31 protein-coding genes and 2 pseudogenes are annotated in these 26744 nt (G+C 58.9%); 19 read left to right on the top strand and 14 right to left on the bottom strand.

Annotated elements, in window-relative coordinates; genetic code table 11:
* Positions 1 to 378: 378 nt before the first annotated feature.
* Positions 379 to 756: a hypothetical protein gene (locus A9K65_RS14060; protein ID WP_064995230.1), complete on the bottom strand. Its 378-nt coding sequence runs from the start codon at positions 754 to 756 to the stop codon at positions 379 to 381.
* Between the two features lie 337 nt (positions 757 to 1093).
* Between A9K65_RS14060 and A9K65_RS14055 the strand changes: the two genes are divergently transcribed.
* A complete protein-coding gene (locus A9K65_RS14055) occupies positions 1094 to 1924 on the top strand; it encodes a class I SAM-dependent methyltransferase (protein WP_084016174.1) in 831 nt (276 codons plus the stop codon).
* A gap of 761 nt (positions 1925 to 2685) precedes the next feature.
* Here A9K65_RS14055 and A9K65_RS14045 read toward each other — a convergent pair.
* The gene (locus tag A9K65_RS14045) at positions 2686 to 2877 is read right to left on the bottom strand and encodes a hypothetical protein (protein ID WP_064995232.1); all 192 of its coding nucleotides are present in this window, start codon (positions 2875 to 2877) and stop codon (positions 2686 to 2688) included.
* Positions 2878 to 4286: 1409 nt separating this feature from the next.
* Between A9K65_RS14045 and A9K65_RS14035 the strand changes: the two genes are divergently transcribed.
* The 5 genes from A9K65_RS14035 (at position 4287) to A9K65_RS14015 (ending at position 8130) form a co-directional block, all read left to right on the top strand.
* Positions 4287 to 4490, top strand: coding sequence for a hypothetical protein (locus A9K65_RS14035; RefSeq protein ID WP_064995234.1), 204 nt, complete (start codon positions 4287 to 4289; stop codon positions 4488 to 4490).
* Positions 4491 to 5222: 732 nt separating this feature from the next.
* Positions 5223 to 5837: a hypothetical protein gene (locus A9K65_RS14030; protein ID WP_198327603.1), complete on the top strand. Its 615-nt coding sequence runs from the start codon at positions 5223 to 5225 to the stop codon at positions 5835 to 5837.
* On the top strand, positions 5834 to 6226 hold the full coding sequence (locus tag A9K65_RS14025) for a phage holin family protein (protein WP_064995235.1): 393 nt from the start codon (positions 5834 to 5836) through the stop codon (positions 6224 to 6226). Before A9K65_RS14030 ends, A9K65_RS14025 begins: the two co-directional genes overlap by 4 nt.
* Positions 6223 to 7188 (top strand): DUF3618 domain-containing protein, encoded by a 966-nt coding sequence (locus tag A9K65_RS14020; protein ID WP_064995236.1) that lies wholly within the window; start codon positions 6223 to 6225, stop codon positions 7186 to 7188. Before A9K65_RS14025 ends, A9K65_RS14020 begins: the two co-directional genes overlap by 4 nt.
* A gap of 75 nt (positions 7189 to 7263) precedes the next feature.
* Positions 7264 to 8130, top strand: a complete 867-nt coding sequence (locus A9K65_RS14015) for a YihY/virulence factor BrkB family protein (RefSeq protein ID WP_064995237.1) — start codon at positions 7264 to 7266, stop codon at positions 8128 to 8130.
* A 306-nt stretch (positions 8131 to 8436) separates the two neighbouring features.
* Here A9K65_RS14015 and A9K65_RS14010 read toward each other — a convergent pair.
* A pseudogene (locus A9K65_RS14010) lies at positions 8437 to 8659 on the bottom strand (DUF3072 domain-containing protein).
* 318 nt (positions 8660 to 8977) lie between these two features.
* Between A9K65_RS14010 and A9K65_RS14005 the strand changes: the two are divergent.
* From A9K65_RS14005 to A9K65_RS13985, 4 genes are all read left to right on the top strand, one after another.
* A complete protein-coding gene (locus A9K65_RS14005; protein ID WP_064995238.1) occupies positions 8978 to 9694 on the top strand; it encodes a Crp/Fnr family transcriptional regulator in 717 nt (238 codons plus the stop codon).
* A gap of 173 nt (positions 9695 to 9867) precedes the next feature.
* Positions 9868 to 10098 (top strand): hypothetical protein, encoded by a 231-nt coding sequence (locus A9K65_RS14000; protein ID WP_086081314.1) that lies wholly within the window; start codon positions 9868 to 9870, stop codon positions 10096 to 10098.
* 84 nt (positions 10099 to 10182) lie between these two features.
* A complete protein-coding gene (locus A9K65_RS35960; protein WP_348629604.1) occupies positions 10183 to 10335 on the top strand; it encodes a hypothetical protein in 153 nt (50 codons plus the stop codon).
* Positions 10336 to 11003: 668 nt separating this feature from the next.
* Complete coding sequence (locus tag A9K65_RS13985) at positions 11004 to 11285, top strand: hypothetical protein (RefSeq protein WP_064995279.1); 282 nt, start codon at positions 11004 to 11006, stop codon at positions 11283 to 11285.
* Between the two features lie 128 nt (positions 11286 to 11413).
* On the opposite strand, the gene A9K65_RS13980 is transcribed toward A9K65_RS13985, so the two are convergent.
* From A9K65_RS13980 to A9K65_RS13955, 4 genes and pseudogenes are all read right to left on the bottom strand, one after another.
* Complete coding sequence (locus tag A9K65_RS13980) at positions 11414 to 11668, bottom strand: hypothetical protein (RefSeq protein ID WP_086081313.1); 255 nt, start codon at positions 11666 to 11668, stop codon at positions 11414 to 11416.
* Positions 11669 to 12122: 454 nt separating this feature from the next.
* On the bottom strand, positions 12123 to 13274 hold the full coding sequence (locus A9K65_RS13975; protein ID WP_064995278.1) for a PQQ-dependent sugar dehydrogenase: 1152 nt from the start codon (positions 13272 to 13274) through the stop codon (positions 12123 to 12125).
* 1047 nt (positions 13275 to 14321) lie between these two features.
* Complete coding sequence (locus A9K65_RS13960) at positions 14322 to 14546, bottom strand: hypothetical protein (RefSeq protein ID WP_064995275.1); 225 nt, start codon at positions 14544 to 14546, stop codon at positions 14322 to 14324.
* A gap of 153 nt (positions 14547 to 14699) precedes the next feature.
* A pseudogene (locus tag A9K65_RS13955) lies at positions 14700 to 14906 on the bottom strand (hypothetical protein); the annotation flags it as partial.
* Between the two features lie 190 nt (positions 14907 to 15096).
* Here A9K65_RS13955 and A9K65_RS13950 point away from each other — a divergent pair.
* Positions 15097 to 15318, top strand: coding sequence for a hypothetical protein (locus tag A9K65_RS13950; protein ID WP_064995274.1), 222 nt, complete (start codon positions 15097 to 15099; stop codon positions 15316 to 15318).
* 80 nt (positions 15319 to 15398) lie between these two features.
* Here A9K65_RS13950 and A9K65_RS13945 read toward each other — a convergent pair whose 3' ends face one another.
* Positions 15399 to 15623, bottom strand: a complete 225-nt coding sequence (locus A9K65_RS13945) for a DUF768 domain-containing protein (protein WP_064995273.1) — start codon at positions 15621 to 15623, stop codon at positions 15399 to 15401.
* 75 nt (positions 15624 to 15698) lie between these two features.
* On the opposite strand from A9K65_RS13945, the gene A9K65_RS13940 reads away from it, so the two are divergent.
* The 3 genes from A9K65_RS13940 to A9K65_RS35645 are packed head-to-tail and all read left to right on the top strand — an operon-like array spanning position 15699 to position 16456.
* Positions 15699 to 16001: a hypothetical protein gene (locus A9K65_RS13940; RefSeq protein WP_064995272.1), complete on the top strand. Its 303-nt coding sequence runs from the start codon at positions 15699 to 15701 to the stop codon at positions 15999 to 16001.
* A 51-nt stretch (positions 16002 to 16052) separates the two neighbouring features.
* Complete coding sequence (locus A9K65_RS13935) at positions 16053 to 16286, top strand: hypothetical protein (protein WP_064995282.1); 234 nt, start codon at positions 16053 to 16055, stop codon at positions 16284 to 16286.
* Positions 16283 to 16456 (top strand): hypothetical protein, encoded by a 174-nt coding sequence (locus A9K65_RS35645; RefSeq protein ID WP_084016200.1) that lies wholly within the window; start codon positions 16283 to 16285, stop codon positions 16454 to 16456. The genes A9K65_RS13935 and A9K65_RS35645 overlap by 4 nt, the downstream gene beginning before the upstream one ends.
* Positions 16457 to 16502: 46 nt before the next feature.
* Here A9K65_RS35645 and A9K65_RS13925 read toward each other — a convergent pair whose 3' ends face one another.
* The 4 genes from A9K65_RS13925 to A9K65_RS13905 form a co-directional block, all read right to left on the bottom strand.
* Positions 16503 to 16712: a hypothetical protein gene (locus A9K65_RS13925; RefSeq protein WP_064995271.1), complete on the bottom strand. Its 210-nt coding sequence runs from the start codon at positions 16710 to 16712 to the stop codon at positions 16503 to 16505.
* Between the two features lie 1225 nt (positions 16713 to 17937).
* Positions 17938 to 18165, bottom strand: coding sequence for a DUF768 domain-containing protein (locus A9K65_RS13915; RefSeq protein ID WP_064995270.1), 228 nt, complete (start codon positions 18163 to 18165; stop codon positions 17938 to 17940).
* 35 nt (positions 18166 to 18200) lie between these two features.
* Complete coding sequence (locus A9K65_RS35175; protein WP_157678494.1) at positions 18201 to 18359, bottom strand: hypothetical protein; 159 nt, start codon at positions 18357 to 18359, stop codon at positions 18201 to 18203.
* Between the two features lie 494 nt (positions 18360 to 18853).
* Positions 18854 to 19150: a protamine-2 (modular protein) gene (locus A9K65_RS13905; protein WP_245322114.1), complete on the bottom strand. Its 297-nt coding sequence runs from the start codon at positions 19148 to 19150 to the stop codon at positions 18854 to 18856.
* Positions 19151 to 20181: 1031 nt separating this feature from the next.
* Here A9K65_RS13905 and A9K65_RS13900 point away from each other — a divergent pair.
* Complete coding sequence (locus tag A9K65_RS13900; protein WP_064995268.1) at positions 20182 to 20607, top strand: response regulator; 426 nt, start codon at positions 20182 to 20184, stop codon at positions 20605 to 20607.
* Positions 20608 to 20615: 8 nt separating this feature from the next.
* Here the strand turns inward: A9K65_RS13900 and A9K65_RS13895 are convergent, their stop codons facing one another.
* The gene (locus tag A9K65_RS13895) at positions 20616 to 20855 is read right to left on the bottom strand and encodes a hypothetical protein (protein WP_064995281.1); all 240 of its coding nucleotides are present in this window, start codon (positions 20853 to 20855) and stop codon (positions 20616 to 20618) included.
* 1782 nt (positions 20856 to 22637) lie between these two features.
* Complete coding sequence (locus A9K65_RS13880) at positions 22638 to 23180, bottom strand: protein TonB (protein WP_245322053.1); 543 nt, start codon at positions 23178 to 23180, stop codon at positions 22638 to 22640.
* 547 nt (positions 23181 to 23727) lie between these two features.
* Between A9K65_RS13880 and A9K65_RS13875 the strand changes: the two genes are divergently transcribed.
* From A9K65_RS13875 to A9K65_RS35165, 4 genes are all read left to right on the top strand, one after another.
* On the top strand, positions 23728 to 23958 hold the full coding sequence (locus A9K65_RS13875) for a hypothetical protein (RefSeq protein WP_086081312.1): 231 nt from the start codon (positions 23728 to 23730) through the stop codon (positions 23956 to 23958).
* Positions 23906 to 24187, top strand: coding sequence for a DUF982 domain-containing protein (locus tag A9K65_RS13870; protein WP_245322052.1), 282 nt, complete (start codon positions 23906 to 23908; stop codon positions 24185 to 24187). The genes A9K65_RS13875 and A9K65_RS13870 overlap by 53 nt, the downstream gene beginning before the upstream one ends.
* 456 nt (positions 24188 to 24643) lie before the next feature.
* Positions 24644 to 26395 (top strand): adenylate/guanylate cyclase domain-containing protein, encoded by a 1752-nt coding sequence (locus tag A9K65_RS13865; RefSeq protein WP_064994761.1) that lies wholly within the window; start codon positions 24644 to 24646, stop codon positions 26393 to 26395.
* A gap of 82 nt (positions 26396 to 26477) precedes the next feature.
* On the top strand, positions 26478 to 26696 hold the full coding sequence (locus tag A9K65_RS35165) for a hypothetical protein (RefSeq protein ID WP_245322145.1): 219 nt from the start codon (positions 26478 to 26480) through the stop codon (positions 26694 to 26696).
* The last annotated feature ends 48 nt before the right edge of the window (positions 26697 to 26744 follow it).

Raw genomic sequence — 26744 nt, 5'->3', positions numbered from 1 at the left:
CAATCAGCGGGCGAAGGGAACTGGGTGGCTTTGGTAGGCGCGATTCTGTAGCACGATGAAACGTCGGCAATGGCGACCCGCGAGCCGAGCGCGGCACCGGTAATGTCCGCTTCAAAGACAGTGGCACAGTCAACTTAAATGGCCGGGATGAGGCGCATAGCTGTCGCTCGAAGCTCGCCCCTATACCTGGAGAGCCGCGTTGCACGCGTGCATCATGAGCAGTGTTTTTCTATTCAGATGCATATCCACGACGTTGCAGGTGCAGTACGGATCCAGCACCACGGCCCCCAAAATTTGTAGGGCCTTGGCTTTCGGTTGGAGCGGCTCAAACAGGGGCTGCGCGTTCTAAGGCAACCACTTGCCGGCCGTGCGGCCGTCTCAATCGAGGATGCCGGCCTTTCGCAGATTCGCCAGGAGTCTGGCAGCGGCATCGTTGCAGCTGATAGATGACTGCTCGGCCATGCTCAGCGAGCACCAGGCCGCTATTTCGGCAATCGAGGCCTCGCCTAGGTCAATGGGCGCCGACACTAGGTGTCCATCTTTGCCCATGGCAATTGCAACCGCGCCGTCCGCGCCATATCCGATCGCCGCTATTCTTTGAAATCGCCGGTCGCCATCGACACGGACGTCGAACAGCACCGAGCCGGCGGTCTTTTCGGCAGCGTCTTCCACCCGATCGGAAAACGGGCGATTCATACTGCCCAGATTTGAGAGCGAGTGTTCAAACAAGACGAGTTCAACGTACTGCGCATTCATGAAGCGACTATGAGCGCGCGGTAGCCGCCGGCAATCCTGCGGTCGCCATTTCACACAGGAAACCCAAGTTTGGAGGGCAACCGCATCTGACACCCGGCTGCTCGGCAACCGCGGCTATGGTATCCGAGCATGGGAACCTGCCAATATCACCGGAAACGAACCGAGTTGATCAGGTGGAACGGCACAGGCCGGCGCAGCAAGTCTGACGCCGTGGGGATCAGGTCGACTTTTCGAGGCGGGCTCCGTCCTGCAAAGGCATGAAGCTTTGCCACTCGGCGTGTGGTGAAGTGGCGCAGTTTGCCTGAGCTTTATTTCTCGCGAAAGGGAGATTGTCGGGATGGCCGAATCGAATCTCTACGTGCGCGCCAGTGAGTCATCCAATCATTCACGAGCACTGAAAGACAAGCTGCATCCCTACGCAGCCGAACATTCAGAAGAGGGAGCATATAGCGATTACCGCACGAGCCACCAGGATCCTGGCTATGGCACGCTATATTCCGAAACTTTCTCTTCGGGCTACTATGCCGCCCTTTGGTCGCGCATCGAAAAACCGCTGATCGAAAGCATGCTCCAGCCTCTCGGCGGGCCGGAGCGAAGCTGCCTCGACTTTGCACGCGGCACAGGCCGCATCACAAATGTCGCTGCTCCATTATTTGGACAAGTCGTGGGCGTCGACGTCTCTCAATCCATGCTTGCCTGCGCGCGGGTGCCAGAACACGTGAAGCTAATCAAAGCAGATCTGACCCTTGCCCCGCTTCCTCGAAAGTTCGACGCGGTGACCGCTTTTCGGTTTTTTCTGAATGCTGAAAACGCTCTCAGGCATGACGCGCTGTTGGCCATTCATGCGCATTTGAACGAAGGCGGGCTGCTGATCTCGAACATACAAATGAACGCAACCTCCCCAATGGGACGGGTCTGCCGCTTTTTGAACCGGCGAGCGGGGCGGACAATTCATAGCACCTTGAGCATCGACGCATATCGGCAAATGCTTGTTGCCAATGGTTTCGCCGTCGAGCGGATCATTGGTTATGGTTTTTTGCCTCGGCCTGGCTGGTTGCTGCCGAGGCTTTGTGAAATGTTAGTCGGACCCTTCGAGACGATGTGCAGGAGAGCGGGACTTCCGGCGAGTCTTGCGCAGAATTTCGTCGTGGTTGCCAGAAAGGCATGAGATGCCGCACCGCTGCAGCCGATCAACTTCGTCAGTGGGTCTCAGCTCATCCCAATGAAGGACGACGCGACCGAGCATCCGTAGGATACCTTGTCGCATGGAAAGAGCTGTAGGCCTTTACAGGTGCCCAGGAATTCCGCCGTTTGCCTGCATCATGGAGCGGGGCAAAGCCAGCTTCATCACGCGCGAGGCTTACCAAGCCGGCGGCTACAAGCCCAACTTTGACGCGTTGCCGTGGGATGCAGAATACAGAGCCGCCAAACAAACGGCCTAAAGGTTCGAAATTCGCCGCCGCTGTATGATACCGGTGGCCGCGCGGCATGGCACCGCGGATGAAAGTTCGGCCGGGGCTATGAACTCGTATCGGGTTGAAGAGATTGAAAACGATGTGGTCCAGGCGACGCATCAAGTCGATGCGCTCACCCCGTTTCAAGCAGCGGCCAAGGCAGTCCACCGAGCGATTACCTTGCGGAGCGGCGAAGCCAATTGGATCAGAGTCACACAAGTTGCGATGCGGAGTGGCCGCAACAAACGGCGGGATACGGTCTTCGAATATCGGGCGATCGGGCCGAGGCGCCGTTAGGGCAGCGTGTGGCGGGGAGTTCCTATTCCTGCTGCCAGAAAAATCCAGCAGCCTTTCATGGGCAGTTTTACCGCGCTCCCGTTTGCGAAGTAAAACGTCCCGCCGCCCGATGGTCTAGAAGGGCGGCGGGGCTACGACCGACGATGAGGGACGTCAATCGACGGTCGATATCAGTCCGTTAAAGCCGTTTGAATTGGGTAAGCCCCAAGCGCATTCGCTGGCCTTCCGCAAAGGAGAAGGCGAACCATTTCAGATCGAATGAGCGGGTAATTTCCTGGTCTGCCTCAATGACGCGAACGACCCATTCGTCATGGGTTTCGGCCACTTCAACCCGAGGCGAGGCCTTGCGGATCGGCACCACGTTATCCATCGCAACCCTTCTACGAAAGCAATGGGCGACACCCGATCTGATTCCCCCACGACTGAGCTTTCAATAGCTAATGCTTGTACGGAATCGTACGAAACATCTGATCCAAGGGTTCGGCAGCAAGTTCTTAGCGGCGCGCCAACTTCCATACGGTGCACTGAAGGCGATCCACGACAGGCCCGCACGATCAGAGTGAAACATATCTGATGGTTCGCGATTAGGGCCACATGGCCCGCTTCTTCTTCGACCTAGCCGACAAAGGGAACCACCGCAATCGTGCGAGGCCGGGTCACACCCGATCGCATCAGCGTGACGATCCCCTCCTACGCCCACTCCCGCATCCGGCGGTACAGACAAGCATTGAAACATGCCTGCCGTGCGGCAGACCTGTTCCGTCTGGCCGGCGCCTATTCAGGCAACCTCCAGCGAACGCGCCGCCAGCTTCTTCCGCGAGCGCATCGATGCTATTTCAGTGTCCGCTAAATTTCTCAACTATCTGAACGCCAGAGTTTGACGCATCCCGTGCATTGATGGCGACCGCCTCTGCCATCTTCCAAGGATGCGATTTTCACGCGAAATTCCAAGGCTTCCGTAGCCTTCGAGTTCCTAATTGAAATCCGGGCTAGCATATCCAACCTCACGCAGAAAAAACTTTAGGGGCAACTCAAATGCCAGCCGTGCGTGATGACCTCGCCCAAACCCGGATTAGCATCCCGTGACCGGCCCTTCGGACCTATAGCCGGCTCTCTCACCGCCGGTACTGCCTTCAGCTCGATCGCGAAATCCTCGACTACCCGCGCTTTGCTGAGCGGGTTGGGGTGGAACATTACGAGTCTCTGCAAATTAGGGAACACTAATGTTCTGGAGCGCGGGAATGAGGTTCGTGCTGATTATGGATCCAGCCGACCAATGGCTGGTCTATGACGAGGTCGCGGGACTGCCGGCCGAAAGAGATGGAGAAGTTCTCATCGGGCTTTCGCGGGAGGCTGCGGAACGTCTGGCTTTAAACGCCAACTACGACTGTTCGGAGAACGGTCCGCCAATCGGAAACCCTCAAAGTTCTAGGTTTTGAACGTTGATCAACGCGGCAGCGCGTGATGGTTTTGAAGTCATGTCTGCAGGGGTGCAGCGCATAGACAGTCCCGAGAAAACAGTGCTTCGCTCAAGGAGCTTACGGCCAATGGACGGTGCCTATCGTCGAAGCCGGCGTGGCGGTCCAGCACCTTGCGACATGGATGAAACGCTGGAAATTTGGCGCGGGTCAGTGGTTGAGGCTTAACACAAAACCGCTTCTTGCTAGGCGCCGGCCACGGCGCCAGTTCCAGCATCTGCGGAGTCTCCGGTGCTGGGCGGGGATGGCGGAACGGGTTGTCAGCAGCCGCGTTCCTCCAGCGTCAATTTGGAGAACACACATGGACGACGACCTGCGCCTGAAGTTGAAAGAACTTAGCCAAAGCATGCAAACGCGAGCGGCCGAACTTTCGGACCAAGGCGGCAACACAGACATATCCGCGCTGATGTCGGGGATCGCTGTGGCTCTGGAGGCGCTATTGGTGATTGCGGAAGAGACGAAAACGCCTCGTTCCGGCCCCTCGGCCCTGCCCGAAGCTCAATGAACATCCTCGGGCCGCGAAGCACGCGCGGCCTCAACCTGATGCGGTCGAATGCGGCTTCATTATCACGCTTGGTGAGTTTCGTAAACAGCGTGCGGCAACACCTCTCGCACGCCGAAACTTGGATTGGCATGGGCCGCGAAATCGGTTTCCGAACTGCGGATGAGTTGATGATTGTGCCCAACAAACTGGCACGCGCCGCCCATCCTAGGAAAACGGCAACCGGCCGAGGAGCGGGCGAACTTTACCCGTGCCCGAGCTGCGGGCAGTAGGTGGACATGGGCGACGCGCGGCAGGTATTTTACCATGAAAGACTTGGCCACGAGCCGCTAGCGCCAGAAGACGGCGACAACATCATCAAGGTCCCGGACCGCCGCCGGTCCTAATGCTGCCGTAGCTTCACCATCAAAAAAGCCCGCGCCTGTATGTCCGAAGGCCGACTAAGGCTGGTACGCAGGCCGGCAGTGCAATCCGCGGCTGGATCATTGGCGGACATCGCCGAAATGAGGCGTCGCGGCCTTCGCGGGGCGGTCCTCTACATCTGTCTCGTCGTGCTTGCTGTCGCGCCGAGGAGCTTCCGGTGTCGAAATCTTTTGTCGGCTGGAACACAGCACTCCGCAGGAAGTTCGGCGGATATCAAGGAACACCGCCATGAACAGTGTCATCTATCTCATAGGTCTCATCGTCGTCGTGCTCGCGGTGCTCTCCTTCCTCGGCTTGCACTAGGAGGATCCCATGCAGGGCAAGAATGATCAGGGCCGGGAGCCGGCCGACTTCGCTGAGGTTAAGGACGAAGTTGCCGATCGGCTCCAGCAAGAGAAGCAAAGCGCCGCCGAAGCACTCCACGACGCGCGTGACGAGGTCGCCCGAAGGACGTCCGACTATGCCTCGGAAGCACGGGAGGCCCTCTCCGAAAGGGCTGACGAAATGCAGCGCGACATCGGATCGAGTGCGGCGGCACTCGGCGGAGCCTTGCGAGCCGCAAGCGACCATCTGGCTGACAAAGAGCAAAGCGCCGCCGCGAAATTCATGCTGGACGCAGCGGGCGGCTTGGAAAGACTTTCGTCCTCGCTGAAGGAGAAACCGTTCGGCCAGGTGCTTGAGGAAGTCCAGTCCTTCGGCCGCCAGAACCCGGGCGTGCTGCTTGCCGGTTCGGTGTTGGCGGGACTGGCGCTCGGTCGGTTCATGAAGGCAGCCCCACCCGAGGCACACGGCTCGGCGCAGGCTCAAGTTGGGCACGGCGAAACCCAAAAAACCGGTGTGAAAAGAAGCCACTCCCGAGAGAAAGCGACATCCAGTTCGGGCTCTGATGGCGGGACTCCCGCGCGGGCAGAGGAGCTGAAAGGATGAGCACTCAGCATAATCCAGGCCTAGCTACTCTGGTCAGTGATTTGGCACAACAGGTGAGCGAGCTGGTGCAAACGGAAGCCCGGCTCCTGCGCGCGGAAATCTTCGAGAGCGCCAGCAAGGCCGGGGCCGGTGCCGTCGAGGTTCTGGGCGGTGCGATATGCCTGCTCGCCGGACTATTAGTTCTGTTGCAGGCACTCGTCATCGCGTTGGCGCGTTTGGGCCTTGGCGCCGGATGGTCCGCTTTGCTGGTCGGAGTGGTCGTGGCTGCGCTGGGTGTCATCTTGTTGCGCGCCGGGACGGCAAGCATGGCGCCCTCTGAACTGGCGCCGGACCGCACGCAGGAGCAGCTGAAGCGCGACGCCAATGTTATCAAGGAACAAGTGCGATGACCGACAAATCCGCAGCCGAACTCGAACGCGAGGCCGAAGCCACGCGGGCAAGGGTGGTCGCCACCGCCGAGTCCATTCGCGGCAAGATGACGCCTGGCCAGCTGTTCGACGAGTTCACCGGCCATTTCAGTGGCGGCACAGGCTCCGAGATGCTCAACAACCTGAAGGCTCAGGTGCGGGATAACCCTCTGCCATTGACTATGATCGGTGCCGGCTTTGCCTGGCTGATGCTGGGTCGCGGCGCTTCGCCAGGAACCGCTGATTTCGGCCATGCAACGCCTCGCGGTTGGGGCGAGCGTGACGGTGCATCCGGTACTGGGTTGGCGGCAATGACGTCGGACACAGCGGCCTCCGTTACAGAGGCAGCTGGCGGGGCAGCTGAAACTCTCTCCGAAATGGCAAGCAGGGTAGCCGGCACTGCGTCGGGCGTGGCGAGCAGCGCGGCCGCGACTGCGTCGGACATGGCAAACAGCGCGGCCGCTACTGCATCGGACATGGCAAATACCGCTTCCGACACACTAACGCAGTCGGCGGCAACCGCGGCGGACATAGCTACAAAAGCCCGCCGCTCCGCGCAGCAGCTGATGGAGGATCAGCCCTTTGTCTTGGCAGCTGTCGGCCTAGCTGTGGGGGCGGCGATCGGGGCGATGCTGCCTCACACGCAAATCGAAGACGAGCGGCTCGGCGGCTACGGCGAAAAGCTTCGCGACAAAGCCGAGGACGCGGTTGAAAAGGGTGTCGACCAAGCGAAGCAGGTTGCAGTTGAAGCCTACCATACAGCCACCGACGAAGCGGGGCGGCAGGCGTCGGGCGAAGGTACGCTGGCCGACAAAGTTAGCAAAGTCGTCAAGTCGGGGGCCGAAAGGACGGAAAATACGATCCGACAACGGCTCGCGCGCCCTGAAGAGTCCGGGGAAGCAGGCGTCGGGCAGAAATCTCGCGGCGGCAAGCCCAAAGCCTAGACTATGCCCTTCTGGCCTGTGAGGAGCGCTGGTCGAGGATCACGCATGAACTTGAGGCCGCTAGCGAGGAAATCCATGCTTCAGGTGTGGCGTATTACAAAGGCGAGTGTGGCCGGATTTATTGCTGACAGTGCACTCAGCCACGGCGCCGCTATGGCATTTTTTTCGGTCACGTCTCTCGGGCCGATCTTGTTGTTGGTCGTGGCTGTCGCTGGCCTGGTGTTTGGACATGACGCCGCACGCAATGCAGTAGCCGGTCAGCTTTCCGGATTGATGGGGCCAAAAAGCGCTGAAGTGTTACAAAGTGCGCTGCAAAGCGCCTCAAACCCGAAGTCGGGAATAATCGCGACCGTCGTTGGCGTAAGCGCTCTGCTTCTTACCGCATCAGGCGTATTTGGCGAAATGCAATCGTCCTTGAACATAATTTGGAAGGCCCAACCCGAAGGAAGCTCGATTGCTCGGCTGATCCGGGCGCGGACGGCCAGCTTGGGATTGGTCATTGCACTCGGCTTTTTGTTGATTGTCTCGCTGGCTGCGAGCGCGGCAATTAGCGCACTCGGCGGCTGGATAAACCAGCTGCTGCCGTTCGGATCAGTCGTCGTTCAAGGGCTGAACATCTTGTTCTCCTTCTTCCTCATCGCGCTGCTATTCGCAGCAATCTTCAAAGTCCTGCCGGATAGGGAGTTGCAGTGGCGCGACGTATGGTTCGGAGCATTCGTGACCTCTGCGCTGTTCACCATCGGCAAGAGTTTGATCGGACTTTACATTGGCAGCAGCGCCGTGGCGTCCTCGTTCGGCGCGGCCAGTGCGCTGATCGTTGTGTTGCTGTGGATCTACTACTCGTCATTGATATTTCTTCTGGGGGCCGAGTTCACTCGCGCATATTCCGTGGAACACGGCAGCCAACGCGGAGGCGAACTATCCTTCGAGGATAATAAATAGCCTCCTCCCTGCGGTCACGGATGCTGCCCCAAATGCCTTCACGGAGCCTTTCCGCGGCATCCTTCAATCGCAAAGTCGCCGCGCCTACGAAGACTCCCTGGCCGCAGTCTTGAGCCGGCGTTTGGTCAAGCGTCTGGTGTTCTGGGGCATTGCCGACTTCGATAATTGGGTTGTCCGCCGTCAGACCCGCGAGAAGCGCCGCTCCGGCAAGGCTCGCCCCCGCTCGAGAATGCAAGTTTATCGCATTTGAATGCTGAAACTGCCGACGGATGATAGCATCGACTGGCCCGGTCTCCAGAGCCATTTTTAAAGCTTGAGCTTCGCCCTTAGCGCATCAATTCGCTTCGAAGCCTCGGCTTTGTTGAGATCTCTTCCGCGTAGCTTTTATCGTCTCAGCCTCCTCGGATAAAGTTTTGAGGTAGGAAGCTTGGGACGGAGTCATTGGGTCCTCCCCGGTCGTCCAGTCGTCAGGATCCTTGTTGGTATTATCGCCTTTTGCACCCGTCGAAGGTTGCATGTCGCTCTCCATTGGCAGAACGCAACCGAACGCGTTTGATCTGCTTTTGTTCCCGTTTGTTCGGTGACTTCTGACAGGACCAGGAGGCGAGAGCAGCCCAAGAGAATTATGGATTGTCGGTTTCGTACCAAATCCTGCTTTGTACGTTCCTTACCTAACATCTCGAGCAGGTCTTTTGTAATCACGGCGGCGGGGGCTCGCCGTGCATCGAATCGCATTTTCCTATGATTGCCGCGCCATCAGGCGTAGGTTGCTTGCATCGTCTGCACGTTTTTACGGGCGCGGACGGCAGGGAGATTGGAAAGCTCTTGCCCCAAGTGGGATTGAGCTATGACCAATCCAGACAACGATTCCTACAAAAATGAATTGCTGCGTCGGCTTAACCGCGATGATCTAGCGCTTCTGCAGCCACATCTTGAGCCGTGTGTCCTCAATTTGAGAATGAATCTGGAGAAGGCCGGATCAGATGTCGCGATGGTTTACTTCCTACAGGACGGGATCGCGTCCGTAGTCGCCACAGCGTCAGAAAAGGAAGCTGAGGTTGGGCTCGTCGGATTTGAGGGTATGACTGGCGCTGCACTTGTGATGGGCGCTGACTATGCCGCGCATGAATGTTACGTGCAGTTGCCCGGCAACGCCTTCAGGATCGAAGCCGAGCGGTTCAAGGTTGCTCTCGCGAAGAGCCCGACGCTGCGCCTCTTCCTTTTGCGCTATGCGTACTATTTCCACATCCAGACCAGCTATACAGCGCTAATCAACGCACGGGCAAACCTTGAAGAGCGCTTGGCGCGATGGCTTCTCATGTGTGATGATCGGGTCGAGGGTCACCGCCTTGCGATCACCCACGAATTCCTTGCAATTATGCTGGGCACAAGGCGCCCAGGAGTCACCGTTGGGCTGCAGGTCCTGGAAGGACGCGGGCTGATCTATTCCCGGCGTGGCGAGGTGCATATCCGGGACCGCAGCGGCCTTAAGGCGTCTGCAAATGGCACCTACGGTCAGCTGGAGACGCACTACGCACGGCTGCTTGGAGACTCGCCTGCCTGACTTAGCCCGAGGGGGAGAACATGCTTTGCCCTCACGAGGTCATCTCAGGCCATCCGTCGTTCCAGCAGGCGAACACCCATCTGTACCTGCTTTGTACGTTTCCGGCTCTTGATTTCGCAAGAAGGTGATCGCCAGAATAGTTGATTGAGGTTCTATCTCTCTGGGAGGGCGGGATGGACATTCAATCACCTGTCTGGCCTGCGCAGCAATCAGCCAAGGAGCTGGTTCGCGAGGTCCTGTTGGGCTCTCAACCGGGCGACATAATTTCCGTGAAGACGACCATTGCAGCGGTGCGCGGGCGCGGCCGCCACCTGTTTGAGACTGACTGCCAGTTGGTCGGACTGATCGTTGATGCAGCCCCCATTTGGCAGCTTCTCATCGCCTTCGACGTTCGAGAGGTGTGATGCCCCAGCGTTGGTTCAACCCTCCGGTTTATGTCAAGACCGACCGCCCGGGGCTCCGCCTGATAGACCGCCGCCGAGGAGCTCCTGAGATGGCCCAATCGTGGCCCGAAGTGGCGGCTCGCAGCCGAGGCATGGCTGAATGCGATGGATGGCAAAATGCCCGGTGACGAGTTCCGGCTGCTGTTCGAAGCTGCGGCCGGTGAAGAGGAGATGCTGCTGCCAGATAACAACTGTTAAGGCGCTGAGCGCTCGCTGGGACCACATCATCGCAGTTTTCTCCGGGTTGTGAACGCGTTCATGGGGCCAGCGGGTGCGGCAGCGCTGCCGCGGGACATTTTACGCATCCATCACTCGGGACCGGCGACCACTTTTCGGGAGCGCACTGTTTTTGCCAGAGTCGAGATGGCACTATCATAGTTGATTGTGGCTGCCGGTGACCTTGCGTAAGGGACTGCTATCATAACTGTCCAACAAGGAAACGGTATGTTGTATCCGGGTAGGGTTTTGGAGCCGAGCGATGTTGAAATGCTGGCCCGAGTTTGTCGCACGGTCTGCAAAGAGCGCGGGGTACCTCTTGGTTCGCAGAACGGAGAGCGCATAGCTGCGCACGTACTCCGGCTGTTTATGAATGGCCTGACTGGGGCGAGTGAACTGCTCGACGCTCAGAGGAACTGGGCTACGCGGCCTTCGGTCCACAACCACATTAGTGGCCACTACGCAGACGTGAGAGAGGCCGCGTGATCCAGTTTGGTCGTTGCAGCCGAACACCGCCACCTGAGGCTTTGCCGCGAGTGATTCGATGCAGAATTATCGCAAGCTCGTTCGCAACGCTTGCGACCGCGTGAACGGGAACAAAGTTCACTTTTGGGCGTTCGTAGAGCCGATTCATCGGGCGACTAACCGAAATGCTTCTTGCCGTGAATGATGCAATATCGACAGCCGTTTTGGCTGGCAGGAGCGCCAATGCAGAAGTGTTTGGTGTGGTCGACCTCACCAACAAAGCTGAGGTCGAACTTGGTGCCACCAGCTTGGGACGAGCCATCCAATTCGTGGCCAACGCCTCGGTGCTTGGATACGACATTCGCGGCGCCATGGTGTTCTATGGCGAGCCCGGTACCCCGAGCCTGAGGCCGAGAGAGTGCGAACGCTTGTGGGCGCTGTTTGGCGGCGCGCTTCTACAACCGTAGGCCCATCAGTCGCATCGAACGTCCGCAATCTTCAAACGCTAAAAGCCGGCGTCGGCCTCCAAGTCCCCCGATCAGCGAGGCACGCACGCGGCGGGTGCCGCGCCCTTGTCCGTCAAATTGGCAGGCGGCTATTGCCCTTCGGTTTCGATCCGTCCATGTTCCGTCGTCACCGTGACGAAATTGTCGCCCGCGATCTGCTTAGCGTATTCGAAGCGCTCTAACTTCTCTTCTGCCGACATGCCTTTGAACATCGCGATGGCCGAGTTCGTGATTTTGAAGTCGCCGCAACTCGGACAGCGAAACTCCCGGATGTCGCCAACTGTCTCCGAATTCGCCAGTGCGTGCTCATCTGTAATCGGGCATGTCGCGGCATTCCAAGACATCTGTCCTCCGTCCTAGCCGCAGCCCTCGTTCGTCAGAGTGTTTTCGGCTCACTTTAGGCGCGGTCTCGCTCTCGAAGCTCTAAAATCTTGACCACTTTTTGTTGCTTCGTTTGGGTTGCGGTCCCTTGGTGTGAGTAACCGTCACCGGTCTCATTGGTTCCTGCCGATTAGTTTGTCGCACCGTGCGACGACAAGCACCTGCAAGCGGCTAATGTTCTCCGTGCCGGCAGCCCCAACTTGGCGCCCAATCGACGGGTTGAAGCTCCAATGCCTCGTGCTACTTGAGTTTGCTCGGCCCGTCCGGCCACTGCGGCCCACGCCAAAGCAGGACCGTTCAGAGCGTTGCGCACAACGCGCCCTGGTCGCGGATGCCAATGCTCCTGGGATGACCGAAGCGGTAAACGTGTCGAACGGGATCAGATCGGCTGCCGGCACTAGTGGCCTCCTCCGGAAGTCACTTCACGGGCGTCAGCCGAACCAGCCCGCCCTGCGAGCTGTCCTCGATCACCCAAACCGCTCCGTCAGGCGCTACCGCGACATCACGGATACGCGCGCCCATGTCCCAGCGTTCGACCTCATCGGGCTGTCCACCAGCGCGAAACCCCACGCGCACCAAGGACTGAACGCGCAGACCCCCTATCAGGGCCGATCCGCGCCACTCCGGGAACAGCGCGCCTTCGTAGAAGGCGAGCCCAGCCGGCGCGATCACCGGCGTCCAATAGACAGCGGGCGCCGCAAATTCCGGCCGTGTAGCGTGACGCGGAATCGCAGTGCCATTGTAGTTGTCGCCGTTAGAAACGACGGGCCAGCCATAGTTGCGATCCGGCTCGATCAGGTTGAACTCGTCGCCCCCGCGTGGGCCCATCTCGTGGAGCCATAGCCGGCCGTCCGGCGCGAAGGCCAGTCCATATGGATTACGGTGGCCGGTAGTCCAGGTTTGCGCGCGAACGCCACCCTCGGTCGCATGCGGGTTGTCTGATGGGGTCGAGCCGTCGAGATTCAGCCGCAACAGCTTGCCGCGCGCCTGGCCAGGGTCCTGCGCACCGGTAGGCTGCATTCTGTCCCCGACCGTCAGGAACAGATGGTTTCCCGCCGGATCGAAGGCGATGATCCCACCGGGCTGCCCACCGCCACCGGCTGGCATCTGCCGCCAGATTGCGGTGCAATCCACGAGGGTCGCGCCGCTGGCTGATGCGGACAGCGTCGCCCGGGACAGCACAAGGCGGCCGCCGGCACCGGGTTCGACATAGGTGAAATAGACGTGCGAACTCGTCGCGAAATCCGGCTCGACGGCGATGTCAAGAAGGCCGTTCTGGCCAGAGGCAAGCACTTCGGGCACATTGGCCACCGGCATCTTTTGGCCGCTCTGGGTCACGAGAAAGATCTGACCTGGCTTCTCGGTAATTAGCATTCTGCCATCTGGAAGAAAGGCAAGCGCCCATGGTGTATTAAACTCGGCGATGTGCTGCGTGCGGAAGGGCTGCGAGGATGTCGCAATACGGTCGCCGGCGTTGATGCTCTCGGAATGAGCCGCGACGTTAGCGACAAAGGCGACTGCCGCCAATGCGAGGAGCGTCTTGGACTGGAACGTCTTGAATCGCACCATTTGCGTATCCGATGGATAGGCCCCCCTCAGCCCGGGGCAGGATGTCACCAATGACTTTCCGGTCGGTCGGTCCGTGCGCTCGGTTTCTGCGTCTTGCCGAGGTTCTTAGAAAACCGGTCGCCGCTCCGAGAGTGCGGGCTATTCGAGGAGTATTGGCCGCCTGGCGTACTGCCGAGCGAAGAGATGGTCAACGGGCTTTATGGCCCGGGATTGGTTCACGAGGCGGAAGCGCTGGCGACGGCGATCATAGCCACCATCGATAAGGTTCAGTTGCAAGCCATAGCTAAACCGCCCTCGCCGAGCATAAAGTCTTAGCCCCAGTGAGAACGCAAAGCTTCGGTCTTCTTTTGCCGCCCTGATGCTCGCCAGCGGTCTGCCGCTTCGAGCGCGAAATGGTGGGCACTGGCCGCTTGCCTTTGATGGCTGCCCTTGCCGCCGTGGCCCTATTGCTTCGAGGGACGGGTGGGGTGAAAAAAAGCGAGGTCCATCAGAAGTCACCTCGGGCGACCCTACGTTTCAGGTCTTCCGCATTCATGATCGCTACCAAATCCTCGGCGTAAGGCTGGTCGAGGTGTTCAGCCGGCCACCCCCATGCATCAGCAGGCTGCCCGGTGAACACGTCGTACACCGTCCATCCCCCCTCTGGGTCTGGCTTTAACTCGTACCTCAAAGGCTCATGAGAGGTAATTTAGGGTTCCCTTATAGGCCCCTTCAATGGCGTCGAACAGTAAGGCCAGAGTAGGTGGCAGCTCAGGTTGGCGTGAGAGAATGAAGCAGTGCTATCCCTCGCAGCCCACCCCTGTAATGGGCAATCAGCCTTTGAGCGGTCGCTTCAGCTTCTTGGCTTTGGCGGTTGATCCCGCGAATTGAACAGAGTTGATCCAACATCGCCTGGAGATGGGATAATTCTTCAGGCTCAAAGACGCTGTCTCCAGCGAGGCGTGCTATCGGCATAGTGATCCCCAACCCAACTCGGCCGGATCATTCGAGCGGGTGTGGTAAATGTCAATTCGGACCAAAGCCCCATGCGTTCGTGAGCCCAGTGGGCTAATCGTGCAGGTCGAAGAGGACGGCCTTGCCAGTCCGGGCAGCCATTCGGACCACCATTTCACACAGTGGGTTGTCCTGGCCCAATTCGTCCAGCTCGTCCTTTAGGTCAGGGCGCTTGGTTCGGATAAACGCGACAGCTTTTTTAAGGGAGACGACGTTGCCCTGAATGGCCTCGTCTATCGCTTTTTGAATAAGGTCGGTGGATTTCAGCAGGCGTTCCATGCCGGGTGGGCTCCCACGTCCCTCTCCGGGCATCTTGGGAGAAGCTCGGAAAAAAGCAAATCAACATTAGGGGGGCGGAATATTTGTGACAGGAGTGCCGTCTGCAAGGTCACTGGCAGCGTCGGTCGGACCGCGAGCGCTCATTCGGCAGTCAGGATGATAGTGGACGGTGGCATCGAGGATCGTGCGATGGAGGCTGTCGGCCTCCTCATCAATTTCGCTGCGCTTGATCCCGATCGACCTAGCATCTGCGATGAGCTTGTGCGTTAGTTCGTCAACGGAGATGGCGCCGGCTCTCGCCGTCTTCGGAACGTTGTTCCTAATCCATCGATCAAGGAAGTTCAGACCGCGCGTGCTCATGCAAACACCTAAAATGGACACTTTAAACACGCCCGTCTCACTCGCATTTCCGAGCCAGGAGACGGGCTGCGTACGATGCCTCCGTCCACCAACCTAGGGCGCTTAAGATTGTTCCATTAGTCCATGCTGAAATGACGGCAGGATCGAACCCTGCCCGGAACATTTTAGAGGAATTGAAAGTTGGATAGCCATGACAAAGCTATCCGACCTCGGTCCGCCCATCCTCGCCAAACGGCACGGCGACGAACCGGCCGATGAACGGCCGAACTTTTACCCCTGCCCGACCTGCGGGCAGTTGGTGGACATGCGCGACGCGCGGCAGGTATTTTACCATGAAAGACCTGGCCATGAGCCGTTAGAGCCGGAAGACGGCGACAACATCATCAAGTTTCCGGACCGCCGCCGGTCCTAATGCAGCAGCTGAACCACCGTAGGAAGTCGAGTTTTCCGGTGGAATACCACAGGGCCGGTGCTGCCGCGCGGGAGAAGCCTTCAAGCTAAATCAGACCCGCCGGCACGGTGCTGCATGGCATCGAAGATCACGTCGAACACACTGCCGACTTCTTCGCTCATTTCTTCGAGGCTGATGCCTGCTTGCTCCGCCGCCCTAATAGCCTGATCGGCAAGATCCGTGATCGCAGCCGGGTCATCGGTAAAGGCGTTTGGCAGATGTTCCGCCATCCATTTTTCGAGGAAATCGACGCCGCGCTTGCTCATGAACCAATAAGCGCGCGGCGTATATTAGGTTCCGCTTATCTTGACACTGCAGCCGCCCGCGCCAGACTCTTGGGAATGGCTAGGGGTATCAAAGTAGGCGATGAGGTCGCCGTCACCGCAATCGTGCGCGGTCGCGTCACACCAGATCGCATCAGCGTGACGATCCCAAGCTACGACTTCCCACATTCGGTCGTCGATTCGACGTCAAAGGTCGTGGCCGGACAACACATGGATCTGATCGGCCCGGTCGCACGCATCGACGGCGACAAGGTGACCGTCAGCCTCCGGCCGTTGGTCACTCTCGATATCGAGCATGTCCACCTAGTGGAGAGCTACGTGGCGCCAAAGCGAAAGAAGCCGCTTACCGACGAGGCTTAGCTCATCGCGCCAGATCCCGGAACATTTCCGACCCCGCTAGGTTTGTTCCTGATGCCGCGCTACTTTTTCGATTTCTGGGAAGATGGAAACCTGATCGCAGACAAAGAGGGCACGGACTTGCCAGACTTTGAGGCCGCAAGAGACGAGGGTTTTCTTGATCTGATGGAACTTGCAAATGACATCCTGCCACGCAACGGCGCCCATGAGTTGAAGCTTGTGGTGCGCGACGAAGCTGGCCGCGACGTCATTGCTCTTTCATTGAACTATCGCGAGGAAGGGCTATGACGAGAATCGCGGACCTCGGGCCACCTAAGCCCGGCAAGCCACACGAGCCGAACGGCCATGACCGTTTCCACGAATGCCCACTCTGCGGCCAGCAGGTCGACCGTCGAGACTTCCGCCAGGTCATGTGGCACGAGCAGCCTGATCATGAGCCGCTGGAGTTCGATCGATAGACGGCAGCACCCTCGACAAGCGCTGGCCAACTAGGTGGCCGTAAACCTAGGTCCGATTTTCCTTCTCCCGCAGCTTCAAGAGAAGGACGAGCAGCACGGTACGCATCGCCTCATGCTGGCGGCTGTCAGTCTCCACTGTCCAGTCATCAGGAGGCTCGTGCCACGGGAAATCTGAATCGCGCAAACCCTCGCGAAACGTCTCCGGATCAATGCCCACGGCGTTCGCCATTTCTGCGGCGTTAGTCAGTTCTGCCATGCCAACCCCAATGCCTCCTCGCCAGCGCCTACGGCTACTAGAGAAGGGGCAAACGGGCGGCCTTAAAGGCGGTTCCGCGAAGGTTGTCGAGATGCGGTAGGTGCTGCATATTAGCAACACGGGGTCGAAAGGCTGGAGCGATGCGGGCCTGGCCGAGGCTTGGCGGGTGACCAATTAGGTGATCGCGATCTAGACGTGCTACATGGGGGATGCAAATGCCCCCCCCAGTGGCTTCGATGAAATCACACGTGCGATTTTCCTACGTGGCTGCGTAGCGCACCAGCGGGCGCGAATGGGTGCCCTGCTTGCCGAACTCGCTCAAGTCCGAATGGAAGTTAGAGACGCCTCTGCAATCCGCTACCATGTGCGGGCTACCTTTCTCGGCAGCTTAGCTACTCGGATTTAGGCGCTACCCAGCGGCAGGTTTCCGAGCGACCCGTTATAAGTTGCCGATGCGGCCCGGGGCTTCATCGGGGGTACAGGCCGCATCGGCACTGCGGGTTTTGCTTGGGTTCCCTCCCCGCATGCGCAAAGTATGAGCATATTAGGGAACGCGCAACTACGCATTTGGGGGCTACGTAGGGAAGCTACTCCGGATTGTCCGGGATAGCTGGCCGCGCATTTAGCAGCGTGGCCAGAGCCGTTATGATCTGAGGCAGGAAGAAAGGCTTCGTTATCATCACCCTTCGGGGACGCCCTCTGAGCCCCGCTGATAGCGCTAGCGCCACTCATGTAGACCACGGGCAGAGTAAATGCTTCGCGACTTCCCACCCAGTCTGCCCTTCGCCTACGGGTAACACGATGCCGTCGACCTCGATAAGCAAGTTCGACTATGACCAAAAACCAGAGTTCTCTCGGTCTGGTTTGTGGCCAGTGGGAAGCACTACGAGTTCCTGGAGGTACCATCAGAGGCCTTGACGCCTTTCGATCTGCATTTGCCAAGGGCCGCTAGTTCAACACCCACATCCGCGATCAGTACGAATTCCGGCTCGCGCAGGGCAGTTCCGAAGCCTCCTCGCGTGATTGAAATGCCTCCCACGGAAACCAGAATGCGCGGGCCTGACCATTGCCGACGGTCGACAGCGTCCCCGCATTGCGAGCACTACCGGCAGACACGAATCCTGACGAGGAGGTGCTGCTGCAGACCGTGCGGCAAGTCACCGGCAAGGAAGTTGGATTCATCCAGTGGAACGGAACAGGACCGGCGCAGCCGCGAGAGAAGCCTTCAGACTAAATCCTGGCAGCCGCCTTCGCGGTGCTGCATCGCATCGAAGATCACGTAGAACACGCTGCCGACTTCTTCGCTGATCTCTTCCAGGCTGATGCCTGCTTGTCCCGCCGCCCTAATAGCCTGATCGGCAAGATCCGCGATCGCAGCCGGGTCATCGGTAAAGGCGTTTGGCAGATGCTCCGCCATCCATTTTTCTAGGAAATCGATGCCGCGCTTGCTCATATCGCCTTAAGCACTGCAGACGAAATAAGTTCCGATCAGGGCTCGATCGTGGGGAACATGTTGCCTTCCAGCGCCAGGGCGCGGGCCTCAGCAGCGTCTTCCTCCGTCAAGGTAATCTGCTCAGCGACGGACTTTTCGTCTTCGACCAGAAACTCGGTAGGGGAGATATCGTGCATCAGGCTGTGGGGTCGCATGGCAGCCTGCTTTGCGTCATTAGCTCGACGAACGTGGATACGCGGTAATGGGTCATGGTGCGTTCTCCGGCTTGTTCACCGCGGAGTCGTTCAGCTCCGCCTCGATGTTGTCGCTGACTGTCGGCAGTGGTTCGCCCACCCGCACGTCGTCAAGCCATGAAGCCACGCATCGGCGTGTTCCTGCCAGTAAGGCGGCACCACACGCTCTTCACCATCCTTCTGGGCTTGGGCGCCGCACATCCACGCATCGCTGACGCGCTCCTGGTCTTTTTTAGCTACGGCCATCCGTCTCATCCTCGCGAAAATCCTGTAGCGAAGCGTGCCGCAAATCCTCTTCTCCACGCAAGTGCTTCACGCGAGATCAGGCCGGGCTTGAGCCATTGCGTCGCCTGATCAAACCCTTGGTTCCCGAGAAGAAGGGTCGGCAACCAACCTAGACTCACGTTGGCCCGCTCGCGGCGGGAGCCGGAGCGGGCCAAGGCACTACATCGTACCTAAAACTGCAGGACTACCGATGGACCACGCCTGCGATAGCACCTGACGCGACGGCGCCCATGTCGCCAATATCTACGGCACACCCTTCTCCAGCCCCGTCGGCGATGGTGGCGGCGGCGATGCCAGTCCCGATGATTGACTGGCTGCACATCTGCCTGCGCATCTTCGTCAAAGGGTTCCGCTTGTGGCGTCTCAAGTTCGTCGAGAATGCCGTTTCGGGCACTTGGAACACCGGCCACTGCTTCGAATGGGCGGACAGTGCCCGCAAGGGCCGCAGCCCCGGCAATACCAAACATTGCGGTTAAGAATGATCGCCGATCCATAGTAAACCTCCCAAGGTTGCATGAGCTAAAAGCGAACTCCCGCCTGCCGATGATCTGGCCAGCGAGCGCGAATTAGAGGATTGGCAAGCTGTCGAGGCAGCTCGCAGATCCTATTAGCGCAGGAGGGACTTTGCTGCGCCAATCGACGATATGTCAGCCGAAGACGACCGCCATCGCCAGCAAGGTGACGGCTGTTGCAAAAATCGGCGCGAGCAGCCATCGAGCCTGCCCAACACTTCTATCCATCTGGCTTTCTCCCAACACTCCGGGAGACAATGACTGTAGCCGTCGGGTGTTCCGCCGACTGAGGCCGATAGGACTATTGCCTGCTGCATAGGACTTTGGTCCCTTTCATTTCGGACTGAAGCCCCCGATGAAGAAGCAGCCATGGGAGACCGCCGCCACCTCGCGAAATATTAGGGGAACATAATGTATATATCCGTGTTTGGTGCGCGATTCGGAGGCGCGCAGTGCTGCAACAAGAAATGGCTATTGCTTCGGGCGGAGGGGGCGAACCTCTAGCTACCTTTGGCGCAACCTCTCCTAGACATCTGCTCCCTTCCAATGACAATGCTCCGACCGCCGCGTGCGTTCCGTGGTCTGGAACCGAAGCCGTCGTAAGTCCCGCCGCCACCAAGGTTGTGGCCGCAACGCCCTATCCTCGACTCATTGTGATCCTGTTCGCGATCTATGTGTCGATGGTCTTGGCCGCAACGTTGCTTTAGCGGTTGCGGTTGCAGCCTGATGTCGCTCTCCAAAGCCCTATCTTCGACCGAGATGGCACCCGAATGCCCGGTATGCGGAAGCGGTCCGTCGAGGCGATGCTGGCCCGGCCGCGGTTGGGCACTCGACCAGCAGCGAGGCGCCCGCTCCCTGCCAGCGAAACAGGACCAGAACCTTCCGCTTAGCGGTCAGGACAGCAGAAGCCGACCCTTCTAAGGACGTTTTCCTTTGGAACCAAACCCGGTTGAAACCGTAAGGATGCAAACTGAGGGCATTAACATATGTTAGTTGGGGTGGTGTTGGTCGTCGAGGACGAACCGCTGATCCTGCTGGACGTCGAGACGGCGTTGCAGGAGGCTGGTTTCGAAGTGGTCGCGGCTACAAGCGCGGAAGAAGCGATTGCTGCTTTCGACGCTGAGCCTGAAAAGGTCAAGGGTCTCGTCACAGACATTCGCCTAGGGGAAGAGAAAACCGGATGGGAAGTCGCGAAGCATTTGCGGCAGGCCAACCCAACCCTGCCAGTGGTTTACATGAGCGGCGACAGCGCTATCGATTGGGGCTTTGAGGGTGTCCCCGAAAGCGTGATGGTAACCAAACCCTTTTTCCTGCCACAGATCATAACGGCTTTATCCACGCTGCTGAATGCGCAGCCGGTGAACCAAGACCCTTTGGGGGTGGCAACCAAGCATGGAGATGCGCCGGATTGAACCGTAGCTCAACGAGCGGCCGAACGGTTGGTTGGTTTCGGTGGCGCCGCGCGCAAATCGAAACCGGTGGGCAGATTGGGCGTTGCCGCCTTGATGGACGCGGTGGTCATCTGGGCGGGCGGGAAGATAGTCATTCGCACGTGCTGTTCCGGCCATAGTGGCTTTCCGAAAAGCAGGAGGATGATCGCCAACAAGCAGATCGCGAAGCAAGCCGCGAGCGCATCAGCTATTATCTCACCCGGTTCCATGCACTCTCCGTGAACGACCACCCGCCACGCTGGCTTGGCGCCGCGGGTGGTACTCAAACCGACGATGAGGGACTGAATCGGCGGTCGTTTCAAAATGCATGACGACCCCGGATGTTTCTGACATAAGACTGTTGAGCACCGCAAAGGGACTTAAGCCGGAGTTGCGAGGCACGTCGTAGGTAGTAGTTTGCCGAATCCGCCCCCAAAATCGGGCACTCCATGTGTCGCATCGCTGCCAAAGCTGGCCGGGCTACCGCAATCTGTGTGCCTTTGCCGCCTTGCAATGCACGTCGAAAAGCAGGCGGACGTTGCACGCAACAGCGCGGGTCTCTCCCCCAGTGGCCGGCGTGGGTTTCACTGTCGTCCCGCCCGCAGCATTGCGCCGGCCATTTCGGGTTTGAGAAGCATCAGATGATGGATACGATTGAATTAGTCGGCTCGCCCAAGCCGTTTAGGCCCGACGGTCAACCCTCCCCCAACGTACTGTCGGATCGCCTGGACTCTCAACGCGCCGAGGGGTTCATGCTTTTCATTTTTTGCTCGAAAAGTGCCACCTTTGCCAAATAGCCAATTCTGACCCTCGAACCGCATCGTTCGCAGGTGAAGTTCGATGTTGTCTTCACCCACGAGCCTTTTTTAAGAGTCACCGTGGAACAGTTCGGGCACATAATTTCCAGGTACTCGTCTCTCAACGCATTCGAAATTGCCATTTAAGACACTCCCCCACAACGCCAACAGCACCGAACGTGGCTATTTGGCGAATGTTCCGTGATCCGACCTCTGCACGACGGGGTCGTATGGTTGAGGAAAGGAGTGGGGCACAAAAATGCCGGCCACCTTTCCGCAGCCGGCACGGGGAATGCACTGGATTGGGCAGTGCAGCCTTCGAAGCTCGTGAGAGTCGCATTGTTCCAGAGTGCTTCGGAAAAATAATCGAAACGTCAATTGGGAGAATGCCGGCAGGCCGTGCTATAGGGGGATGCAATTCCCCCCCACTGGCTTCGATGAAATCACGCTGGCTCGCCCTACGTTCCAGCGTAGCGCACCAGCGAGTACGGATGCGCGCCTTGCATCAGGAGCTAGCTCAAGTCCGCATGGAAGTTAGAGACGCCTCTGCAATCCGCTATCATCTGCGGGCAGGATTTCTCATAGACTTGGCTTCGACCCAGGGACGACCAATTGAACCCAAGGAACGATATTAGTTCGCGGGCTTAATTCTCGGCAATCCCGGTCTCTTTGACCAGCCGCTCAATCAATGCAATCTCCGGGCTGGTTGCCGGCTTCTTCTCAGTCACTTCCATATAAGCTATCCCCGTGGGCCTACCTAACCATAGAAGGTCAAGGACGTTCCGCCGTTCCCATTCACGGTCTGAAAGCGCACTGAAGCAGGCGACTACCCAGTCGTAGGGGCGGTTGGCTAAACGAGTCCCATTGCTAATGACGATGATGGCGCCAAGCTATCAATAGAAAGACGGCGAGCGCCACGACGTCGAAAGGGCTTCCGCCGTTGCCGATGGTGTGGTGGGACACTGCTATGGCCGTCTTATAAGTTGCCGATGCGGCCCGGGGCTTCATCGGGGGTACAGGCCGCATCGGCACTGCGGGTCCTGCTTGGGTTTCCCCTCGCAAGCCCAAGTATGGTGGTGAAGCCCCGGCATCGCATTTGAGACCCAGGACTGGTGCACAAGGATCATGACAATGAATTCCGCTCTATAGAGGAACAAGTGCTTTTCCGCGGGATTAGGGGGCGACGCCACAAGGGCGCCGCCCACTAATGGAGACTCACATGAAACGTAAGATTTTGACAGCTACAGCGATCTCTCTCTGTCTCGCCACCGCGGCCTTCGCGCAGTCCTCGGGAACTTCCAGCGGCACGAACGGAACTTCCGGCTCATCGACCGGGTCGGGTATGAGTTCCGGCTCCGGCCAAAGCGGTATCCCGAGCGGTTGGGATAGCAAGCTCTCCGGCTCATTCTTCAGCGACACCAATTCGGGAAGACTTCTGTCGCAGGATGAGATCCGCCGGAACTGGTCCTCCCTGACCTCTGAACAGCAGGCGCAGGTTCGCTCCGACTGCTCGAGAATGACGGCCAGCAACGGCACTGGCTCTGGCACAACGACCGGCACATCAGGCAGCTCTGGTTCGACCAGCAGCAATACCACGGCCAGTACCGGCACCGGCTCTGGCACAGCGACCGGCACGTCAGGCAGTTCGGGTTCGACCGGCAGTGATGCCACCGCTAGCAACAGCACTGGTACGGGTACAACCACCGGGACGTCGGGATCTTCGGACACAGCTGGTGATAAGACTGCCAGCACCAGCACGGGTTCGGGCGCGAACTCGGCTGCTCAAATGGCCTCGATGCAGCAGCTCTGCACCCAAGTCCAAGGGATGTGACTGAATGCGGCTCCGGGCCGGCTTGGCTGAACAGGCTTTGAAGGCCCGGACATCCACTCGTTGGTAGCCGTTTCGGCGCTGAAGTCAGCCCGGTGGCGGGCTCAGAGATTTGCCTTATCCCTGCCGTTGATGCTGGTTGCGGCATGGAGGGATCCGGGCTGGGCTCGGACGGAACGCTTGCCCTCGGTGCCAGCTCGAAATTGGCGTTCCGCGTCATCGTCGCGCCCCTCAGTCGCAGCAGTTCCACCCGTTGCGTCGAGAGCTTGGCGTTGCGGTCGCAGGTCCGTCGCCCTGTTCGATTCGGATCAGCATGCGCGTCCGGGTCGATGTCGTCGAGTTGAGGCGCGTGGCCCTCGCAGACAGGCAGAGCACTCCTATTCCTGGCCCCTGCTTTGTACGTTTCCGGCACTTGCCAATCTCCGGAAGTGCACCACAGAATAGCTGATTGAGGTTCTATCTCTCTGGGAGGATGGGATGGACATTCAAGCACCTGTCTGGCCTGCGCAGCAAACGGCCAAGGAACTGGTTCGCGAGGTCCTGCAGGGCTCTCAACCGGGCGACATAATTTCCGTGAAGACGACCATTGCAGCGGTGCGCGGGCGCGGCCGCCACCTGTTTGAGACTGACTGCCAATTGGTCGGACTGATCGTTGATGCAGCCCCCATTTGGCAGCTTCTCATCGCCTTCGTCGTTCGAGAGGTGTGATGCCCCAGGGTTGGTTCAACCCTCCGGTTTATGTCAAGACCGACCGCCCGCGGCTCCGCCTTGGTATACCGCCGGCGAGGAGCTCCTGAGATGGCCCAATCGTGGCCCGAAGTGGCGGCTCGCAGCCGAGGCATGCCTGAATGCGATGGATGGCAAAATGCCCGGTGACGAGTTCCGGCTGCTGTTCGAAGCTGCGGCCGGTGAAGAGGAGATGCTGCTGCCTGACTAACAACGTCATACAGACCGGAACATTCGGGTCTGGTAGCGTTGGCAGTCGGCGAATTCACCAACGCAGCGGGCATCTATCATCCGCACCGTTGAGGCAGGTTTTGGTGACCTCAATGGTTCTTGACCACAGCGGCCTTTGATCGTGACCTGGAGTGCATTGCCCGAAGCTATGGTCGTTCGAGAACAGTGTTGGGCAGATCCTGCCCCGTTGGCGATGTCCGCTTTTGGTGAATGGACCCGTGGGAATGAATGTCATGGCGTGCGTTGCAGACTGGCGGCTATGGGGCCGGATTCGGAAGGTCGGCTTATGGCGTCCGAAGTACGATAGCGGACTTTCGGCGCGTGCGACCGAGTTGGGAAATCTAGCCCAATAGCGGTCTAGAGGCGTGATAGACTCCACACCCGAGGGCCCATACAATCCCCACGATTTCCTTCGCTCTAGGTTGCCGCATTGCCAATGGCCGAAGAACGCAATCAGCGTCGCCTTGCCGCCATCCTCGCGGCCGACGTGGTCGGCTACTCCAGGCTCATGGGTCGCGACGAGAGCGGAACCCTGTCGGCGTTCAAGGCGCATCGCCACGAACTGGTGGACGCTAAGATCGCCGAGCATCAGGGCAGGATCGTCAAGCTGACCGGCGATGGCTTGCTGGCAGAGTTCGCCAGTGTGGTAAATGCCGTTGCCTGCGCCACCGACATCCAGCACAAGATGCGTGAGCGCAATGCCGACGTGCCGGCGGACAGGCGCATCGAGTTCCGCATTGGGATCAACCTCGGAGATATCATTATAGAGGACGACGACATCTTCGGCGACGGCGTCAACATCGCGGCGCGGATCGAGAGCATCGCCAGGCCGGGCGGCGTTGCCGTATCCGGCTCTGTCCGGGACAGTCTCGGCAACAGGCTCGCACTCACCTTTGAAGATACGGGCGAGCAGGCGCTCAAGAACATCGAACGGCCGGTGCGCGTCTACAACGTCAACCCCTTTCCCGACGTGCCGTTGCTGCAACCGGTTCGAGTAGTTCCGGTCGCCAATGAGAAACCGTCGATTGCCGTGCTCCCCTTCAACAATATGAGTGGCGATGCGGAACAGGAGTATTTCTCGGACGGCATCACCGAGGACATCATCACGGAACTGGCGCGCAATCATGGCCTGTTCGTCATCGCACGGAACTCGTCCTTCACGTTCAAGGGAACCGCCATCGACATCGCAGAGGCGGGGCGAAAGCTTGGCGTGCATTACTTGGTGGAGGGCAGCGTTCGCAAGGTCGGCAAACGCGTGCGCATCACCGCGCAGCTGGTTGAGGCAGCGACCGGAAGTCACGTCTGGGCGGAACGCTATGATCGTGACCTAGAAGATATCTTCGCAGTTCAGGACGAAGTGACTCGAAGCATCGTGGCCGCAGTTCCGGGGTATGTTGAATCCGACGTCGTGAAAGCATCGCGGCGCAAACCGACTGAGAGTTTGGGCGCCTATGACCATTATTTGCGCGGTATGGAGATCGTCAATCGCTGGCGCAACGACGATATTCCGGATGCCATGGCGGAATTTGAAAGTGCGGTGAAGCTTGATCCAAAGTTTGCTCGCGCTCATGCGGCGATGGGCCATATGCACGTTCGCGTCTATTGGCAAACGCTTGCCCCACGTGCGTTGAAAAAAGCAAACACAGAAACAGAACTCGCCGTGCGGCTCGACGGGGAGGACAGCAGGTGCTTGGGTGTTCGTGGGATGTGCCTTATGCTCGACAAGAACTTCGACGCAGCGTCAGAAACGTTCCAGCGCGCCCTCAAGCTGACACCTGATGACGCCGATCTCAATGACATGATGGCGTACTACCTGCTTTGCACGGGACAGGCGAGCGACGCTATTGAGAGATCGCTCAAAACTATCCGCGCCAGTCCACTGTTCCTTCCCGCCTCTCTTCGTGAGACTATGGGCATGGCTTTCATGATGACGCGACAGTACGAGGAGGCGATAAAGTGTTTCGCCACTATCAGCAGCCCTTATTACTATATCCACGTTTATTCGGCCGGATGTCTGGCGAAGCTCGGACGTCTCGATGACGCGCGGGCGCAAGCCCGTTTGGCAAACAAGATCAAACCAGATTGGCCTAGCGTGGATTGGGGCTATCAGTACACAAAAGAAGAATATAGGGAGCACGAGCGCGAACTGGCCCATCTGGCTATGGATGCTTTTGCGGACGAACGTTGAGCGTCGGTCTGACTCTCGATCGGGCCAATCCTTGTTTTGCGCCGGCCTTCCTTTCGGACTTCTTGAGGTTGCCCACATCAGCGTGCCGCTGCTGGTGCTGCGGCCGACAAGCTCGGCTTCGACCTTCTGGTTCGGCGTGCTGCTCGGCGTCAGCATGCAGAGCAATTTCATGCATCCGCCCTTCCGCTTTGCGATTTTCTGTCTTAGCTCGGTCGCTGCCCTCGCGCCTTATTTCGACCGCCTCATCGGGAGCCAGATCGCGCCGGTAACCACGTGCGCCACTTCCGGACACCGAGAATAGCTCGTACAGTCTAACATTCCTCAGCCCATCGACTCTGGGACCGGTATG

The organism is Mesorhizobium sp. WSM1497 (assembly GCF_001672455.2).
GTDB classification, from domain to species: Bacteria; Pseudomonadota; Alphaproteobacteria; order Rhizobiales; family Rhizobiaceae; genus Mesorhizobium; species Mesorhizobium ciceri.
This window is presented reverse-complemented; position numbering and strand designations above follow the sequence as displayed.